This window comes from Bacillus sp. NPDC077411 (assembly GCF_044543425.1).
Taxonomy (GTDB): Bacteria; Bacillota; Bacilli; order Bacillales; family Bacillaceae_G; genus Bacillus_A; species Bacillus_A bruguierae.
Genome location: NZ_JBITWA010000033.1, coordinates 1 through 14340 on the forward strand (window position 1 = coordinate 1; position 14340 = coordinate 14340).

At 37.9% G+C, this 14340-nt stretch carries 15 protein-coding genes, 16 tRNA genes and 4 riboswitches; of the genes, 29 read left to right on the forward strand and 2 right to left on the reverse strand.

Features of this window, described 5'->3' with window-relative positions; all coding sequences use genetic code 11:
* The first annotated feature begins 14 nt into the window (after positions 1 to 14).
* The 18 genes from ACIGHG_RS24395 to ACIGHG_RS24480 all read left to right on the forward strand — a co-directional run bounded on the left by ACIGHG_RS24395 (position 15) and on the right by ACIGHG_RS24480 (position 4093).
* A tRNA-Lys gene (locus ACIGHG_RS24395) sits at positions 15 to 90 on the forward strand.
* 17 nt (positions 91 to 107) lie between these two features.
* Positions 108 to 188, forward strand: a tRNA-Leu gene (locus tag ACIGHG_RS24400).
* Positions 189 to 224: 36 nt separating this feature from the next.
* Positions 225 to 299: transfer RNA gene (locus ACIGHG_RS24405), tRNA-Gly, on the forward strand.
* Positions 300 to 313: 14 nt separating this feature from the next.
* Positions 314 to 402: transfer RNA gene (locus ACIGHG_RS24410), tRNA-Leu, on the forward strand.
* A gap of 3 nt (positions 403 to 405) precedes the next feature.
* Positions 406 to 479, forward strand: a tRNA-Arg gene (locus ACIGHG_RS24415).
* Positions 480 to 488: 9 nt separating this feature from the next.
* Positions 489 to 562: transfer RNA gene (locus tag ACIGHG_RS24420), tRNA-Pro, on the forward strand.
* Between the two features lie 14 nt (positions 563 to 576).
* Positions 577 to 652: transfer RNA gene (locus ACIGHG_RS24425), tRNA-Ala, on the forward strand.
* A gap of 18 nt (positions 653 to 670) precedes the next feature.
* A tRNA-Ser gene (locus ACIGHG_RS24430) sits at positions 671 to 763 on the forward strand.
* 28 nt (positions 764 to 791) lie between these two features.
* Positions 792 to 868: transfer RNA gene (locus ACIGHG_RS24435), tRNA-Met, on the forward strand.
* A 2-nt stretch (positions 869 to 870) separates the two neighbouring features.
* Positions 871 to 946 (forward strand) — tRNA-Asp (locus ACIGHG_RS24440).
* Positions 947 to 956: 10 nt separating this feature from the next.
* Positions 957 to 1032 (forward strand) — tRNA-Phe (locus ACIGHG_RS24445).
* Between the two features lie 21 nt (positions 1033 to 1053).
* A tRNA-Thr gene (locus ACIGHG_RS24450) sits at positions 1054 to 1129 on the forward strand.
* Between the two features lie 3 nt (positions 1130 to 1132).
* A tRNA-Trp gene (locus ACIGHG_RS24455) sits at positions 1133 to 1203 on the forward strand.
* Positions 1204 to 1213: 10 nt separating this feature from the next.
* Positions 1214 to 1290 (forward strand) — tRNA-Ile (locus ACIGHG_RS24460).
* 3 nt (positions 1291 to 1293) lie between these two features.
* Positions 1294 to 1368, forward strand: a tRNA-Asn gene (locus ACIGHG_RS24465).
* Position 1369: 1 nt separating this feature from the next.
* Positions 1370 to 1441 (forward strand) — tRNA-Glu (locus tag ACIGHG_RS24470).
* A gap of 746 nt (positions 1442 to 2187) precedes the next feature.
* Entirely contained in the window at positions 2188 to 2607 is a 420-nt protein-coding gene (locus ACIGHG_RS24475; protein WP_336474562.1) for a CBS domain-containing protein, read from the forward strand.
* Between the two features lie 334 nt (positions 2608 to 2941).
* Positions 2942 to 4093, forward strand: coding sequence for a DUF3965 domain-containing protein (locus ACIGHG_RS24480; RefSeq protein WP_336474563.1), 1152 nt, complete (start codon positions 2942 to 2944; stop codon positions 4091 to 4093).
* A gap of 310 nt (positions 4094 to 4403) precedes the next feature.
* Here ACIGHG_RS24480 and ACIGHG_RS24485 read toward each other — a convergent pair whose 3' ends face one another.
* Both ACIGHG_RS24485 and ACIGHG_RS24490 read right to left on the reverse strand, forming a co-directional pair.
* Positions 4404 to 4757, reverse strand: coding sequence for a hypothetical protein (locus tag ACIGHG_RS24485; RefSeq protein WP_336474564.1), 354 nt, complete (start codon positions 4755 to 4757; stop codon positions 4404 to 4406).
* 6 nt (positions 4758 to 4763) lie between these two features.
* Positions 4764 to 5924, reverse strand: coding sequence for an SH3 domain-containing protein (locus ACIGHG_RS24490; protein ID WP_336474565.1), 1161 nt, complete (start codon positions 5922 to 5924; stop codon positions 4764 to 4766).
* Positions 5925 to 6522: 598 nt separating this feature from the next.
* Positions 6523 to 6631, forward strand: a riboswitch (TPP riboswitch).
* A 59-nt stretch (positions 6632 to 6690) separates the two neighbouring features.
* A riboswitch (TPP riboswitch) is annotated at positions 6691 to 6791 on the forward strand.
* A gap of 85 nt (positions 6792 to 6876) precedes the next feature.
* Between ACIGHG_RS24490 and tenA the strand changes: the two genes are divergently transcribed.
* The 11 genes from tenA (at position 6877) to kdpF (ending at position 14330) form a co-directional block, all read left to right on the forward strand.
* On the forward strand, positions 6877 to 7572 hold the full coding sequence (tenA, locus tag ACIGHG_RS24495) for a thiaminase II (protein WP_336474566.1): 696 nt from the start codon (positions 6877 to 6879) through the stop codon (positions 7570 to 7572).
* Between the two features lie 55 nt (positions 7573 to 7627).
* Positions 7628 to 8257, forward strand: coding sequence for a thiazole tautomerase TenI (tenI, locus tag ACIGHG_RS24500; protein WP_336474567.1), 630 nt, complete (start codon positions 7628 to 7630; stop codon positions 8255 to 8257).
* Entirely contained in the window at positions 8241 to 9350 is a 1110-nt protein-coding gene (gene thiO, locus ACIGHG_RS24505) for a glycine oxidase ThiO (protein ID WP_336474568.1), read from the forward strand. Before tenI ends, thiO begins: the two co-directional genes overlap by 17 nt.
* A gap of 187 nt (positions 9351 to 9537) precedes the next feature.
* The gene (thiS, locus tag ACIGHG_RS24510) at positions 9538 to 9741 is read left to right on the forward strand and encodes a sulfur carrier protein ThiS (protein WP_090919144.1); all 204 of its coding nucleotides are present in this window, start codon (positions 9538 to 9540) and stop codon (positions 9739 to 9741) included.
* A 2-nt stretch (positions 9742 to 9743) separates the two neighbouring features.
* Positions 9744 to 10514 carry a thiazole synthase gene (locus ACIGHG_RS24515; RefSeq protein WP_396551046.1) on the forward strand — a complete coding sequence of 257 codons (771 nt, stop codon included), beginning with the start codon at positions 9744 to 9746 and terminating at the stop codon, positions 10512 to 10514.
* A complete protein-coding gene (locus tag ACIGHG_RS24520) occupies positions 10507 to 11526 on the forward strand; it encodes a thiazole biosynthesis adenylyltransferase ThiF (protein WP_396551048.1) in 1020 nt (339 codons plus the stop codon). Before ACIGHG_RS24515 ends, ACIGHG_RS24520 begins: the two co-directional genes overlap by 8 nt.
* Positions 11527 to 11531: 5 nt before the next feature.
* On the forward strand, positions 11532 to 12353 hold the full coding sequence (gene thiD / locus ACIGHG_RS24525) for a bifunctional hydroxymethylpyrimidine kinase/phosphomethylpyrimidine kinase (protein ID WP_396551050.1): 822 nt from the start codon (positions 11532 to 11534) through the stop codon (positions 12351 to 12353).
* A gap of 93 nt (positions 12354 to 12446) precedes the next feature.
* Positions 12447 to 12591: riboswitch (cyclic di-AMP (ydaO/yuaA leader) on the forward strand.
* 93 nt (positions 12592 to 12684) lie between these two features.
* Positions 12685 to 13086, forward strand: a complete 402-nt coding sequence (locus ACIGHG_RS24530) for a hypothetical protein (RefSeq protein ID WP_336474573.1) — start codon at positions 12685 to 12687, stop codon at positions 13084 to 13086.
* 17 nt (positions 13087 to 13103) lie between these two features.
* Positions 13104 to 13340 (forward strand): hypothetical protein, encoded by a 237-nt coding sequence (locus ACIGHG_RS24535; RefSeq protein ID WP_396551052.1) that lies wholly within the window; start codon positions 13104 to 13106, stop codon positions 13338 to 13340.
* 566 nt (positions 13341 to 13906) lie between these two features.
* Positions 13907 to 14050: riboswitch (cyclic di-AMP (ydaO/yuaA leader) on the forward strand.
* 98 nt (positions 14051 to 14148) lie between these two features.
* Positions 14149 to 14253 carry a hypothetical protein gene (locus ACIGHG_RS24540; protein WP_090919155.1) on the forward strand — a complete coding sequence of 35 codons (105 nt, stop codon included), beginning with the start codon at positions 14149 to 14151 and terminating at the stop codon, positions 14251 to 14253.
* On the forward strand, positions 14250 to 14330 hold the full coding sequence (gene kdpF, locus ACIGHG_RS24545) for a K(+)-transporting ATPase subunit F (RefSeq protein WP_090919158.1): 81 nt from the start codon (positions 14250 to 14252) through the stop codon (positions 14328 to 14330). Before ACIGHG_RS24540 ends, kdpF begins: the two co-directional genes overlap by 4 nt.
* Positions 14331 to 14340 lie beyond the last annotated feature (10 nt).

Consider the following 14340-nt stretch of genomic DNA (forward strand, 5'->3'; position numbering starts at 1 on the left):
GCCCAGCCATTTAAGAGCCATTAGCTCAGTTGGTAGAGCATCTGACTTTTAATCAGAGGGTCGAAGGTTCGAGTCCTTCATGGCTCACCATTTTTAAAATGTAATATGCGGGTGTGGCGGAATTGGCAGACGCACCAGACTTAGGATCTGGCGCCTTTGGCGTGGGGGTTCGACTCCCTTCACCCGCACTCTTAATTAAATAAGCAATAAGTCATATATGTTTTGCGGAAGTAGTTCAGTGGTAGAATACAACCTTGCCAAGGTTGGGGTCGCGGGTTCGAATCCCGTCTTCCGCTCCAATTTTCAATATGACGCCGGGGTGGCGGAACAGGCAGACGCACAGGACTTAAAATCCTGCGGTGGGTGACCACCGTGCGGGTTCGACCCCCGCCCTCGGCACCATATGCGCCCGTAGCTCAATTGGATAGAGCGTTTGACTACGGATCAAAAGGTTAGGGGTTCGAGTCCTCTCGGGCGCGCTTTATTAACGGGAAGTGGCTCAGCTTGGTAGAGCACCTGGTTTGGGACCAGGGGGTCGCAGGTTCGAATCCTGTCTTCCCGATAGTTTTTTAAAATGGGGCCTTAGCTCAGCTGGGAGAGCGCCTGCCTTGCACGCAGGAGGTCAGCGGTTCGATCCCGCTAGGCTCCACCATTAAAGCTTCATATATACGGAGGTATACCCAAGTTCGGCTGAAGGGATCGGTCTTGAAAACCGACAGGCGGCGAGAGTCGCGCGGGGGTTCGAATCCCTCTACCTCCTCCATTTTTTATTTAAAAGAATATTATATCATCGCGGGGTGGAGCAGTCTGGTAGCTCGTCGGGCTCATAACCCGAAGGTCGCAGGTTCAAATCCTGTCCCCGCAACCAATGGTCCCGTGGTGTAGTGGTTAACATGCCTGCCTGTCACGCAGGAGATCGCCGGTTCGACCCCGGTCGGGACCGCCATTTACATAAAGGCTCGGTAGCTCAGTCGGTAGAGCAGAGGACTGAAAATCCTCGTGTCGGCGGTTCGATTCCGTCCCGAGCCACCATTTTTTTTTGTAAAAAAACTAGCCGGCTTAGCTCAATTGGTAGAGCAACTGACTTGTAATCAGTAGGTTGGGGGTTCAAGTCCTCTAGCCGGCACCACTTAGGGGCATAGTTTAAAGGTAGAACAGAGGTCTCCAAAACCTCCGGTGTGGGTTCGATTCCTACTGCCCCTGTAAGAAATATGGGCCTATAGCTCAGCTGGTTAGAGCGCACGCCTGATAAGCGTGAGGTCGATGGTTCGAGTCCATTTAGGCCCACCATATTCCGCAGTAGCTCAGTGGTAGAGCTATCGGCTGTTAACCGATCGGTCGTAGGTTCGAGTCCTACCTGCGGAGCCATGGCCCGTTGGTCAAGTGGTTAAGACACCGCCCTTTCACGGCGGTAACACGGGTTCGAATCCCGTACGGGTCATTATAAAAAGAGTCAGCACTATGCTGACTCTTTTTATTTGAAGAAAAATAATATTATACATTATATTTTTTGTATATCGTATTTATTATAACGAATTATAATTACTTCTGATTAATGATCTCCTTATACATATATTTATTGAGCTACTTTTGGACAGTAAGAATGAGAATGCTTCAACTAACCAAAAGTAGTCGAATAAAGAAAATCTACTGATGGCCGTATCAAGCTATTATAACAATAAGTATATCTTTATCATATTATAAAATGTTTTATTTTTTATTATAAATAATGAAGGATTTTGTATGATTTTGTGTAATTAGGAAAGAATATAGTACATTATATTTTTACCAATTGATTATTTTAGCTATACTCAGAATTGAACTACATCAATTCATTTTGATGATTGTACAACGGAATGTTGCATGAATATTTTACGGTATAAAGTATTTCTTTTACTAACCTCATCCTGCTTATTGCTCTGTATCTTTACAAGCTGCCTTCTCAAATAAGAACGATAAAGTCTATATTTACTCTCCGCAATTCTAAAGTTTTTAGAATTGGTCATTGTAACTGTGAATATCCAATTTATTTTGCGTTTTATGATTACATAGTTTTCTACATTTGATAAAGTGTAATTTCATCTGTTTTTAATAAGAGATGGTATCTCGTTTATCTTTTAAGGAACTTGCGAATTGAAATGAAGAGGGTTGGAGATGCTAAAGTGTGTAAAGGAGGGTAATATATTTATGACAACTGTTCGAGAATTGATGAGCACGAATATTGTACAATGTACATCACTAGATAACGTATATGAAGCAGCGGTGAAAATGAAAGAAGAAGATATAGGAATGATTCCTGTTGTGGAGAATAATCAAGTTATCGGACTTGTAACAGACCGTGATTTGGTTGTGCGGGGAATTGCAGAAAAACATCCAGGTTCCAATCAAATTACAAATGTTATGACAACACAAATTATTTCTGTGTCACCTGATGACGCTATTGAAAAAGCGACAGAGTTAATGGCACGTTACCAAATAAGAAGATTGCCAGTAGTTGAACATGGACAACTTGTTGGGATGCTATCACTTGGTGATTTAGCAACAACTAAATATGCAGATGATCAAGCAGGCGTTGCCTTAAGTGAAATATCAGAGCAAACAGACTAAATAAATACTTTTATTCTGTTTGCAATTTGCTATTTGAGGGCAGGAATGCTTCATCTGAAAATTTATTTGAAAGCAATGATGTAGTGAAGGATAAGCATGTTAATATGCGCCTAATTAGTTTAATTCATAATCTGTGGGGGTTTCCCCGCAGATTAAATTCACATTTTATGTAAATTATTTTTGGAATTTTTGTTAATAACTATTAACATATGAAAAAAATGATATACTAATAAATATAAGCATTATATGTTATTTTGAATATAATAATATTGATGGATAGTTTAATAGCATTCAAATATTTTATCATACATATAGAAAATGGAGGGGGAATTATATGGGGATTGTGCAAACCGAACCCAATTGGAACTTGGTTACGGATGCGTATACAGAGCCGGAAAATTTTGCGGATTTACTCTCTTTACTTATACCAAAGTATCCAAAAGGAGAAGGAAAAGAACGAACTATTCTGGCTTGGAAAGAAAAAGAATTTTATAAGAAAGAAAATTTAATTCTTTTTATTTTATATGGAATGAAAAAATTACATGATTTACCGAAGTTTCATAAAGATGAAATGCCAACTTTAGTTCGAATTATTCGTTTATGCCAAGAAGTAGGATGGTATCAACAGGCCTATGATTTTATGATTGCTGAAGGATTAGAGGAATTCGTACAAACATCGCTAGAGTATGAATCATGGGATGCATTTACACAAGTAGTTGCTTGGAATTATTTAATTATAAAACAAAAGGTTACGGAATTAGAAAGTAATGATGATTTTATTTGGGAAAGAATTAAGTTTAATGTAGAGTGTATTGAAAAGTATAAAACACTTTTGTCTCATAAAGAAATGATGGAGTTTATGTTTCTCTATCTTTGTAAACAAGCAAAGGGATTATCAAAAGAGAAGTTAGATGAAATTTTAATGGAGTTAGCAATATATTGCAATACGTATATTTGTGATATATACACGTTAGATTTATTAAAAAAATATAGAAAATGTACGGATTTCTTAACATATTATGAACCAAGCCATGCTGCTGTAGCATGCCAGCGTGCAGTGATTGCACAAATATCTGATCGTCTTAATCCGTTGAAGACAACTCATGTTGATGATTATTTGTTTGTTATAAAAGAGATGATGGAACATATGTCGTTGGAATTTATAACAAAATATGAGCACTTTATTGGGCAATTATTATCATACATTCCATTTTTTGAAATGATTCAAGTTCCACAGCAAATGTATTATTGTGAAGAACTTATGCATATATGTAAAGGAATCGATTATAAAGAGGAACTACTACGCAATTATATATTTATACAATTACCAAATTGTTTTCCTTCCTTTATTAAGCAATTTTTAAAGAATAAGCGCTATGCATCAATACATGATATTTTATTTTATTGGTGTAGCGACGAACAACGTATGAATTTAGAACATAAATATAATTTAAGTTTTATTTATGAGCAGTATGCATGCGGGTAAAATAGAAAAGTAGTTTTATGTTAGATTTTTAATTTGTATTTATATATATTCGTTTGAATTTTTTGAAATATAAATCACTGCTATGTAGAATATGACATGACTGCTACTTGCTTCTCCTTTTGTTTTAAACTTTGCATGAGGTGAGAGCAAATCGTTCGTATGCGCGGCCAGATGCTCTCGTGCCCCAAAAAAGAAAGAGTTATGCTTTTTTTAAACTTGTATATATAGAACATAAATAAGGATTCCACATCATGTGGAATCCTTATTTAATAGTAAAGAAAAAAGAAATCAATCCCAAAGAATCGTGGCATTATTTTCCCACTTTCCATGTTTCTTCATGTTGTTGTTGTTTACGATGTTTTGGAACATATATATACTGAGATACTATCAGAAGAATAGTCATAAAAAATACTGGAAACATTGCGGAGACATGTAAGCCATTAAAAATGATGCTTGTTAATAAAGAACTTATAATGAATAGTGCGGTATATATGTGTGAAATATGTCGCTTTAGTCGAATTTTGAATGTTTCCATCATCACTTCACAAGCAACAAACGCAATAATAATGCTTAAAAATACAATGTTTGTGTTATAAATTAATAAGCAATAAACTAAACCGAAAAATGCGAAACACTCAATAATTAATGCAATATTACGTGCCATTATGCGTTACCTAACTAAGAAAGGAAGTGGATTTACAGCATTTGTTTTTTCAAAATTCCATTCCCCGTTATGTAATTCAAAATGTAAGTGTTGTCCATGCGAATGTCCTGTATTTCCCATATAACCGAGCAATTGGCTTGTTACCACTGTATCTCCTGCTTTGACAGCTCGACTTTTCATGTGAGCATATACAGTTGTGTATAAATTCCCGTTTATACGATGAGCAACAAATACAACATTTCCATAGCTTGTAGAATAATATGATTTAACAACAGTTCCAGGTGCTGCAGCTTGGATTGGAACATTTCCTGTTGCTGCAATATCTACGCCATAGTGCATTTCTCCCCAGCGTATATCAAATTCCGAGCTGATTTTTCCTTGAGCAGGATATTTAAATACAGCTGGAATAGATGGTGTAGCTTTCTGTTTTGGTTGCTGCTGTTGTTGTCTTTGTGTTATACAATGCTGTGCGACATAGCCATATCCTGATCCGTAGCGAATTTTATACCATGTTCCCATATTTTCAACGACTTGTATTTGTGTCCCATTGGTTAAAGAACCGATAATAGCTGTATTTGTTCCTGCTCCGCTACGTACTTTTAATGTCGGAGTGGCAACATAGTAAGAACTTCCACCTTGCACAGTAATTCCTTTAACTAATGGCTGATCGGCGTTAGATAAAAATTCTTTCTTTACATAGCCGCTTGTTCCATTTTGTATAACTTTATACCATCCCTCTTGTTCTTCTTGAACAGTAACAAATTTTCCATTTGGTAATACAGTAACAATTTCAGATTGTGTATTTGGTTCAGAGCGAACGTTTACTGCATCCGCATTTACGATATATTGATTTCCACTATCGTGTGGTTTTGTTAAAGAAATTGCTTCTTTTTTTACATAGCCAGTTTTATTGTGAACGTGAACTTTATACCATTCATTTGTTGTTTCAAGAATTGTAATGGGAGTGCCACGCGTAATGCTGTCAATAACATAATCTGTCCCATTAGGACTATTGTACATTTGTAATGTTTTCGTTTTTACATAACCAATTTTTGTTTTTGATGTTTGCTCTGCTGTTACGGTATGTATATTAGATTCTGCTATAGAGGGGAGCATAGAAGCAACTGCTACAGTAGTTGCTGTTATTGTTGCGACTTTTAAATTCATATATTCATAGACCTCCTTATGTAATCAATTATTATGATTAAAATCATAATGTAAAGATATTGAGTTTGTAATATATTCGTTGATTAAAAACAAATGAATGCTTTTTCTCTATATATACAAGTTAAAAAATTGACATAAACACTCCTTTCTTTTTAGGGAGAGCATTTGGCCGTGCATAGAAACGGTCAGGGCCTTTTCCTACTACACGCAAGGTAGAAGACAAAAGGATAAAGCAAGTAGCGGTCATGTTATATTCTGCATAGTAGCGACTTATATGTCGGAAAATTTAAATGGATATAGATTATAAAGCTATATAATAAAAGGATAGCAGATTTATAGCTGTTATGGAAATAGATAGAAGAAATTCGTTTTTTTCTGAACTTACAATATGTTTTTATAATGTTTTATTTTGTTTAAACGATTAGTGTTTCACTTTATCCCACATTAACGGGCAGTAAGATCCCCACCTCAAGATTCAGAGAGAAACAAAGAAGAGAGGTGGGGGATGAAGAAAACCCCCACTGACGGAAGTTTCACTTCATAAATGAAAAGAGTTGCCGATGAGATATGGCGATGGTATACTGACTATGTTAAATGAATATAATGCTAGGGGAGCTAGTGTTGCTAGCTGAGAGTAAGACCTATAGTCTTTGACCCTTGAACCTGATCTAGATGATGCTAGCGTAGGGAAGCAACTTGGACGATATAAATAACGTCCCCGTTTCTTTATGCATAGAAACGGGGATTTTTTATTGAAAATTTTATAGAACACCACTAGGGGTGCTTAAAAGCTGAGAGAGGTAAAAACCTTAACCCTTATGACCTGATCTAGGTGATGCTAGCGTAGGGAAGTGGAAACAACAAATGAGGTTTTCTTTTGTTTGCTGTGGCCACTTCTTATATAGAAGTGGTTTTTTATTTGGGAATATATATACAGGAAGGGGAAACTGAGATGACATTTTGTGAAAGACTATTTGAAAAAGTGCAACCTGTTTGGGAAAAAAGTCATAATCATCCATTTGTAACAGGTATGGGAGATGGAACGTTAGAGAAAGATAGATTTCAACATTATATTGTTCAAGATTATTTGTATTTGTTAGATTATGCAAAGTTATATGCAATCGGTGTTGTAAAAGCAACAAATCCAAAAGTGATGGCGAAGTTTGCTAAACAAATTGATGGCATTTTAAATGGGGAAATGACGATTCATAAACAATATGCAAAACGTTTAGGAATTTCTGTTGAAGACATGGAATTAGCAAAGCCGTCTGCTATGAATCTAGCATATACAAACTATATGATGTCCGTCTCACAAAACGGTACACTTGCTGAGTTAATTGCAGCATTGCTTCCATGTATGTGGAGTTATTGGGAGATTGGAAAGCGTTTGAATGCTATTTCAGGAGCACGTGATCATGAATTTTTTGGCGAGTGGATTCGAGGATACAGCTCTGAAGAATATGGGGATCTTTGTATATGGTTAATTGATTTATTTAATGAAATTACAATTGGGAAAACAGAAGAAGAACTAAATCGTTTAGAAGAAATCTTCTTATATTCCAGTCGGTTTGAATACTTATTTTGGGATATGGCATATCGTAAGGAGATGTGGGGTTTTGAGGAGCAAGAACATACTACAATTTCGTAACGTTTCTTTTCGACAAACGAATTGTTTGAAAACATTTTAAAGTAGGCGAATGGATATGAAAGCTGAGCTTCACGTTATATCAAATGGTCGTATGTCATTTGAAGAGTTAGCACATATAGCAACTGATATTGAAAGTGAAATAGATTATTTGCACATTCGTGAGCGAGAGAAAAGTACGAAAGAGTTATATGAAGGTGTGGAAAAGCTCTTATATAAGGGATTTCCTTCTTCTAAACTTGTCATCAATGATCGGATTGATATTGCAATTTTATTCAATATTAGACGTGTCCAACTTGGACATCGCAGCGTGGATGTAAAGCTTGTTAAAGAAAAATTTTCTTATTTACATGTTGGTTACTCCGTGCATTCATTTGAAGAAGCTGTATCTGCTTTTCAAAGTGGTGCAGATTCTCTTCTGTATGGGCATTTGTTTCAAACAAACTCCAAAAAGGGAGTTCCGCCAAGAGGATTAGCAGGGATTACGGAAATGGCAAACCGTTTAACAATTCCAATTACCGCTATTGGAGGGATTACTCCTAATCATACAGCAGAGGTACTCGGCACTGGGGCTACTGGCATTGCAATTATGTCCGGAATTTTAAGTGCCGTAAAACCGAATGAACAGGCAAAGTTATATAAGGAAACGATACGAAAGTGGGCGAGAAATCATGAAAAAAATATATGATGTTGCCATCGTTGGCGGCGGTGTAATCGGAAGTTCGGTTGCACATTTCCTTGCTGAAAGAGGTTATAAAGTTGCCATCATTGAAAAACAAAAGATTGCTTCTGAAGCCTCTAAAGCAGCAGCCGGATTATTAGGTGTACAGGCGGAATGGGATGAATACGATCCGCTGTTTGAGTTAGGCAGGAAAAGCCGCGCGATGTTTCCAAAACTTGCAAGTCTATTACGTGATAAAACCGGAATTGATATTGGATATGAAGAAAAAGGAATTTACCGCATCGCTCAAAATGAAGAAGAGAGTATACGGCTTCTTCATATTATGAAATGGCAGCAGCAAACAGGAGAAGAGTCTCATTTTATCTCAGGAGAAGAATTGCGGGAAAAAGAGCCCTATTTATCTACTTCTATTATTGGAGCAGTCTACCACCCAAAAGATGGTCATGTGATTGCCCCAGAGCTGACGAAAGCATTCGCTCACTCTGCTGCGCTATCTGGAACGGACATATATGAAGAAACTGAAGTATTTGATATTCAAATGAAAGATAATCGCGTAACAGGATTATATACAACAGAAGGCACAATTGCATGTGAAAATGTAGTAATTGCTGGAGGCTCGTGGAGTACAAAACTATTAAAATATTTTCATTGTGAATGGGGAACATATCCTGTGAAAGGTGAAGTTGTTGCAGTGCGCAGCCGTAAGCCATTATTACAAGTACCTATTTTTCAAGAGCAATTTTATATCGCACCGAAGCGCGGTGGACGCTATGTCATTGGAGCAACAATGAAATCTCATACATATAACAAGGCGGTGCGTCCAGAAAGTATTACTTCTATATTGGAGCGCGCGTATCGGATTCTTCCAGCATTAAAGGAAGCAGAATGGGACGGGGCATGGGCAGGATTACGTCCACAATCGAATCATAGTATGCCATATATCGGCAGACATGCAGACATTACTGGTTTATATGCTTGTACGGGCCATTATCGAAATGGAATTTTATTAAGTCCAGTTTCAGGAGAATATATGGCTGATCTTATAGACGGAAAGCAAAGTAATGATTTACTAGATTCGTTGCTTTCACAATCTATGTAAATCAATTTCATTTTCGATATATAAGTTGCTGTTAGGAAAAAAGGAGACCTGCACTCGTGTTCTCTTTTTGTTTTAGCACAGGACGTGGCAGAAAAAGGCCCTGACCGCTACTATGCAAGGCCAGGACCACTCGCCCACCCTAAAAGAAAAGGGTTTTAGGTTTATATATTGTAAGGGAGATGAAAGCTTGAATTTAAAAATTAACGGAAGGCAAGTAGAGGTACCAATTGAGGTTAAGACGGTGGCTGATTTGCTTATTCATTTAGGATTAGAGACGAAAATTGTTGTAGTAGAACGCAATCAAGATATTTTACAAAAAGAGGATCATCAAGATACATCTGTTTTTGAGGGAGATCAAATTGAGATTGTAACATTCGTAGGAGGCGGTTGATTATGTTAAAGATTGGACCATTTACTTTTCAGTCTAGACTGTTATTAGGAACAGGTAAATTTCCTGATTTTGATGTGCAAAGGAAAGCGATTGAAGTATCAGAAGCAGAAATTTTAACATTTGCAGTGCGTCGTATGGATATTTTTGATGCAGAGCAGCCCAATTTACTAGAAAAAATTGATGTAACAAAGTATACCCTTCTTCCAAATACAGCAGGAGCAAAAACAGCAGAAGAAGCCGTGCGCATTGCGAAATTAGCGAAAGCATCAGGTTTATGCGACATGATTAAAGTAGAAGTAATTGGTGATGATAAAACGTTATTACCAGACCCAGTTGAAACGTTAAAAGCATCAGAAATGCTATTAAAAGAAGGGTTTATCGTTTTGCCGTATACGTCTGATGATGTTGTGTTAGCACGTAAATTACAAGAATTAGGTGTCCATGCAATTATGCCAGGTGCATCACCAATCGGTTCTGGTCTTGGTATTGTAAATCCGTTAAATTTAAGCTTTATTATCCAGCAAGCAACTGTTCCCGTTATTGTTGACGCGGGCATTGGTAGTCCAGCTGACGCAGCATTTGCGATGGAATTAGGCGCAGAAGGCGTGTTATTAAATACAGCTGTTTCCGGGGCAAAAGATCCTGTGAAAATGGCAGAAGCAATGAAGCTTAGTATTCAGGCAGGAAGATTAGGTTTTGAAGCAGGACGTATTGCACGTAAGCGCTGCGGGACCGCGAGCAGCCCGTTAGAAGGAATGAGTGTTCTTGAATAGCCGATATTCCCGTCAAGTGTTGTTCTCTCCAATTGGGGAAGAAGGGCAGAACAAAATAAGAGAAAAACATGTACTGATTATCGGCGTGGGAGCGCTTGGTAGTGCAAATGCAGAAATGCTCGTTCGCGCTGGAGTTGGCAAAGTGACGATTGCTGACCGTGATTACATTGACTGGAGTAATCTGCAGCGCCAACAGTTATACTGCGAGGAAGATGTAGAAAATCATTTACCAAAAGCAGTGGCAGCTAAGCGGCGCTTACAAGCCATTAATAGTGATGTAGTTGTAGAAACTTATGTGCAAGATGTAACAGCAGAAGAACTAGAAGAACTTGTCACAGGTGTAGATCTTATCATTGATGCAACAGATAACTTTGAGACACGGTTTATTGTAAATGATATATCGCAAAAGCATTCTATTCCATGGATTTACGGAGCGTGTGTTGGGAGTTACGGTCTTTCTTATACGATTTTACCAGGAAAGACGCCGTGCCTATCTTGTTTATTGCAGTCGATACCGCTTGGAGGAGCGACATGTGATACAGCGGGGATTATTTCGCCTGCTGTATCTATTGTTGTCTCACATCAAGTTGCGGAAGCATTAAAGATTTTAGTAGAAGATTACGAGGCACTTCGTGAGGGGCTTGTGTCATTTGATGTGTGGAAAAATGAATATTCATGCATGAATGTACAAAAGTTGCGAAACAAGTACTGCTTATCGTGCGGAGAAGAAGCCGTTTATCCGTATTTAAGCAAGGGGAATACTTCCAGGGCGGCTGTTTTATGCGGTAGAAATACAGTACAAATTCGTCCGCCGCATAAAGAGCATATTCATTTGTCTATGTATAAAAATCTGCTGCAAAACCGTGTAACGGATTTAACAGTGAATCCGTATTTATTATCGTTTTCTGTTGATAATAAACGGTTAGTAGCATTTCAAGATGGCCGTGTGCTTGTGCATGGCACAAAGGATATAGCGGAGGCAAAAACGATTTATCATCGTTATTTTGGTTAAAAGGGGTGAGTGAAATGAAAGTGAATAAAGCATTAACGATTGCTGGCTCCGATAGCGGCGGCGGTGCGGGGATTCAAGCAGATTTAAAAACGTTTCAAGAGCTCGGTGTGTACGGTATGACAGCTATTACAGCAATTACGGCTCAAAATACGCTTGGCGTACAAGGGGTGTATCCTGTTCCTGTAGAAGGAATTGAAAAGCAGTTACATTCTATCGGTACGGATGTAACGCCAGATGCAGTGAAACTAGGGATGTTATTTAGTAGTGAAATTATTAAAATCGTAGCTGAAAATATTAAATCATTTTCATGGAATAATATTGTACTAGACCCTGTTATGATTGCCAAAGGCGGAGCATCGTTATTACAACAAGAAGCTGTTTTGGCATTACAAGAACATTTATTGCCGCTTGCAACGGTAATTACGCCGAATGTTCCTGAAGCAGGAGTATTAACAGGAATTAAGATTCATACGATTGAAGACAGTAAAGAAGCGGCGAAGATGCTGCACGATTTAGGTGCAAAGTTTGTCGTTATGAAAGGCGGACATGCAGCTTACCAAGGAAATGAAGTAATTGACTTATTATTTGATGGAAATGTGTTTATAGAGTATAGAAGTAAACGGATTGCTTCTATACAAACACACGGAAGTGGTTGTACGTTTGCCGCAGCTGTAACAGCAGGACTCGCGAAAGGTTACGAAATTGCAGATGCAGTTCGTGAAGCGAAGAATTTTATTAGTATAGCAATTGAAGATGAGCTGAACATAGGCAGCGGTCACGGACCAACGAACCATTTTGCGTATGGACGTAGAAATATACGTGCATAAATATGTATATTCTTAGAAAAGTCAATTGGAAAAATTGGCTTTTTTTATGTTTACTTTTTCCAAAATTAGGAGTAATATATCAGCCAGAATCTATTTTTAAGAACGCTTAATCCAGACTTTGGAGCGGGGGAACCAACTTTGTGCATTGTCACTTGGGGTGAATCCTTTTTCGAAGGTAGGGCTACTCTCAAAGCCCGAATCCGACAGCTAACTCCGTAAGCGTGTTGAGAGAGGATGGTGCAAGTGAATATAGCAATTCATCGATCCGACTAGCATAAGAGAATTTTAATCTATACTTAAAAATTCTTTTATGTGAAGGAGGATGTAGTGCATGGATGCAGAAAAAGAGTACACGCTCATTTGTGTAGGAGAAGCTGCGAAAGTAAAGAGTTTGAAAGATTTATTACCTTTTCAAGGTGAAATGGTCATTTTTACAGCGAGTGAGTATGTGGTAAGTGAAGTGAAGGCATGTGGATTTCAACAAGCATATTGCTGTCCGGATGATCCGAGCATGATTGTGAACATATGCAAAGGAATTAAAAAAGCGATTTTACTAGGAGATGAATTGTCTACAATTAGCTTCTTCGCTGAACGTATTCGCTCTTCTTTTACCGCGCCTATTACAGTTGTCACGCGAAATAAACAATATCCAAAGCACCTCTATGAAACGATTGGTATTAAGTTAGTGGTGTTTACAACTTGTGATAATATTTCGTTTTTGACTTTAGAGTAGGGGCGGAGGAATCGGATATGAGAGAAGCGATGAAAGTGTTATTGTGCCGTGAATTAGCAAGGCGCTGGGCAGTATCGTTAGAACGAGTACATGAATTAGCAGAACATGATCCATTCTTTCCGAAGCCATATGTGATTCTTCCGCCAGAAGATATCTGTTTATATTTAGAACAAGACATTATCGAATATGAGAAGCGACATGCAGAATTGGTGCAAGTATATATTCGAGGTCGTAACTTACGGTCTTTTTTATAGTTTAGAAGGTTATCTATCAATATGAATTGAAAAACTAGTATAAAAACCTCTTTTTTTAGGTGGGCGAGAGCACCTGGCCGTGCGTAGAAGCGGTCAGGGCTTTTTTGTGCCACGAGCGAGTTGTAAAACAGAGGGAGCAAGCAAGTAGTGGCCCTTTTTTATTCAGCGTGGCAGTGATGTTTATGTTGAAAAAACGGTATAAAACTGCATTTTTTAGGAAGGGCGAGAGGCTCTGGCCGTGTATAGAAGCGGTCAGGGCCTTTTTGTGCCACGAGCGAGGTTTCAAACAAAAGGAGAAGAGTAGGGGTTATGCTGTATTTGACTCATATGCCTGGAAGTTAAATTTGATTTCTAGAGATAATCTTCTTCTTTTATTTGCAAAAGAACGTATACATAATGAAAAAAGAAGAAAATAAAAGAAAAAAGATGATAAAGATGTATTTATCCTTAATGTAAGCGTTTAAAAGGTCTTATACTTTTATATTTTAGCTATTTTACCTCTTTACAAGTGAAATTTAGAGGAGTATATTTACATTCATAAATTGTTCATAAAATTTCCAGAAAACAACCTGATATCGCTGAGTCCAGAAATGGAGCGGGGGAACCAATTTTGTGCATTGTCACTTGGGGTGAATCTTTCATGATGAAAGTAGGGCTACTCTTTAGGCCCGAATCCGACAGCTAACCTCGTAAGCGTTTGGAGAGGAGGTTTACTTTTGTGTTGTTCATTTTCGAACACTGAGTAGATCCTCAGTGTTCTTTTTTATGTTTTTTATGGAAAAATTTTACATTTGGTGAGGGATGAATCATGTTAGATATTGCTATGATCGGAATTTTAATTGTGTTAGTTGGATCAATGATTGGTCTTGCAGGATGGTCGGATCATGTTGTGAAGGAAGGGAAGAAGCAATGACTATTGCAGTATCCATTATTGTTGGCTTACTTACTGTGTACTTAGTTTATGCGCTATTAAATCCAGAAAAGTTTTAATTAGGAGGAA

Coding starts and splice junctions, on each gene's coding strand:
- ACIGHG_RS24480 (WP_336474563.1), top strand. CDS start 2,942: ATGGGGATTGTGCAAACCGAACCCAATTGGAACTTGGTTACGGATGCG.
- ACIGHG_RS24540 (WP_090919155.1), top strand. CDS start 14,149: ATGTTAGATATTGCTATGATCGGAATTTTAATTGTGTTAGTTGGATCA.
- ACIGHG_RS24485 (WP_336474564.1), bottom strand. CDS start 4,757: ATGGCACGTAATATTGCATTAATTATTGAGTGTTTCGCATTTTTCGGT.
- ACIGHG_RS24535 (WP_396551052.1), top strand. CDS start 13,104: ATGAGAGAAGCGATGAAAGTGTTATTGTGCCGTGAATTAGCAAGGCGC.
- ACIGHG_RS24475 (WP_336474562.1), top strand. CDS start 2,188: ATGACAACTGTTCGAGAATTGATGAGCACGAATATTGTACAATGTACA.
- tenI (WP_336474567.1), top strand. CDS start 7,628: ATGAAAGCTGAGCTTCACGTTATATCAAATGGTCGTATGTCATTTGAA.
- ACIGHG_RS24530 (WP_336474573.1), top strand. CDS start 12,685: ATGGATGCAGAAAAAGAGTACACGCTCATTTGTGTAGGAGAAGCTGCG.
- thiO (WP_336474568.1), top strand. CDS start 8,241: ATGAAAAAAATATATGATGTTGCCATCGTTGGCGGCGGTGTAATCGGA.
- kdpF (WP_090919158.1), top strand. CDS start 14,250: ATGACTATTGCAGTATCCATTATTGTTGGCTTACTTACTGTGTACTTA.
- tenA (WP_336474566.1), top strand. CDS start 6,877: ATGACATTTTGTGAAAGACTATTTGAAAAAGTGCAACCTGTTTGGGAA.
- ACIGHG_RS24490 (WP_336474565.1), bottom strand. CDS start 5,924: ATGAATTTAAAAGTCGCAACAATAACAGCAACTACTGTAGCAGTTGCT.
- ACIGHG_RS24515 (WP_396551046.1), top strand. CDS start 9,744: ATGTTAAAGATTGGACCATTTACTTTTCAGTCTAGACTGTTATTAGGA.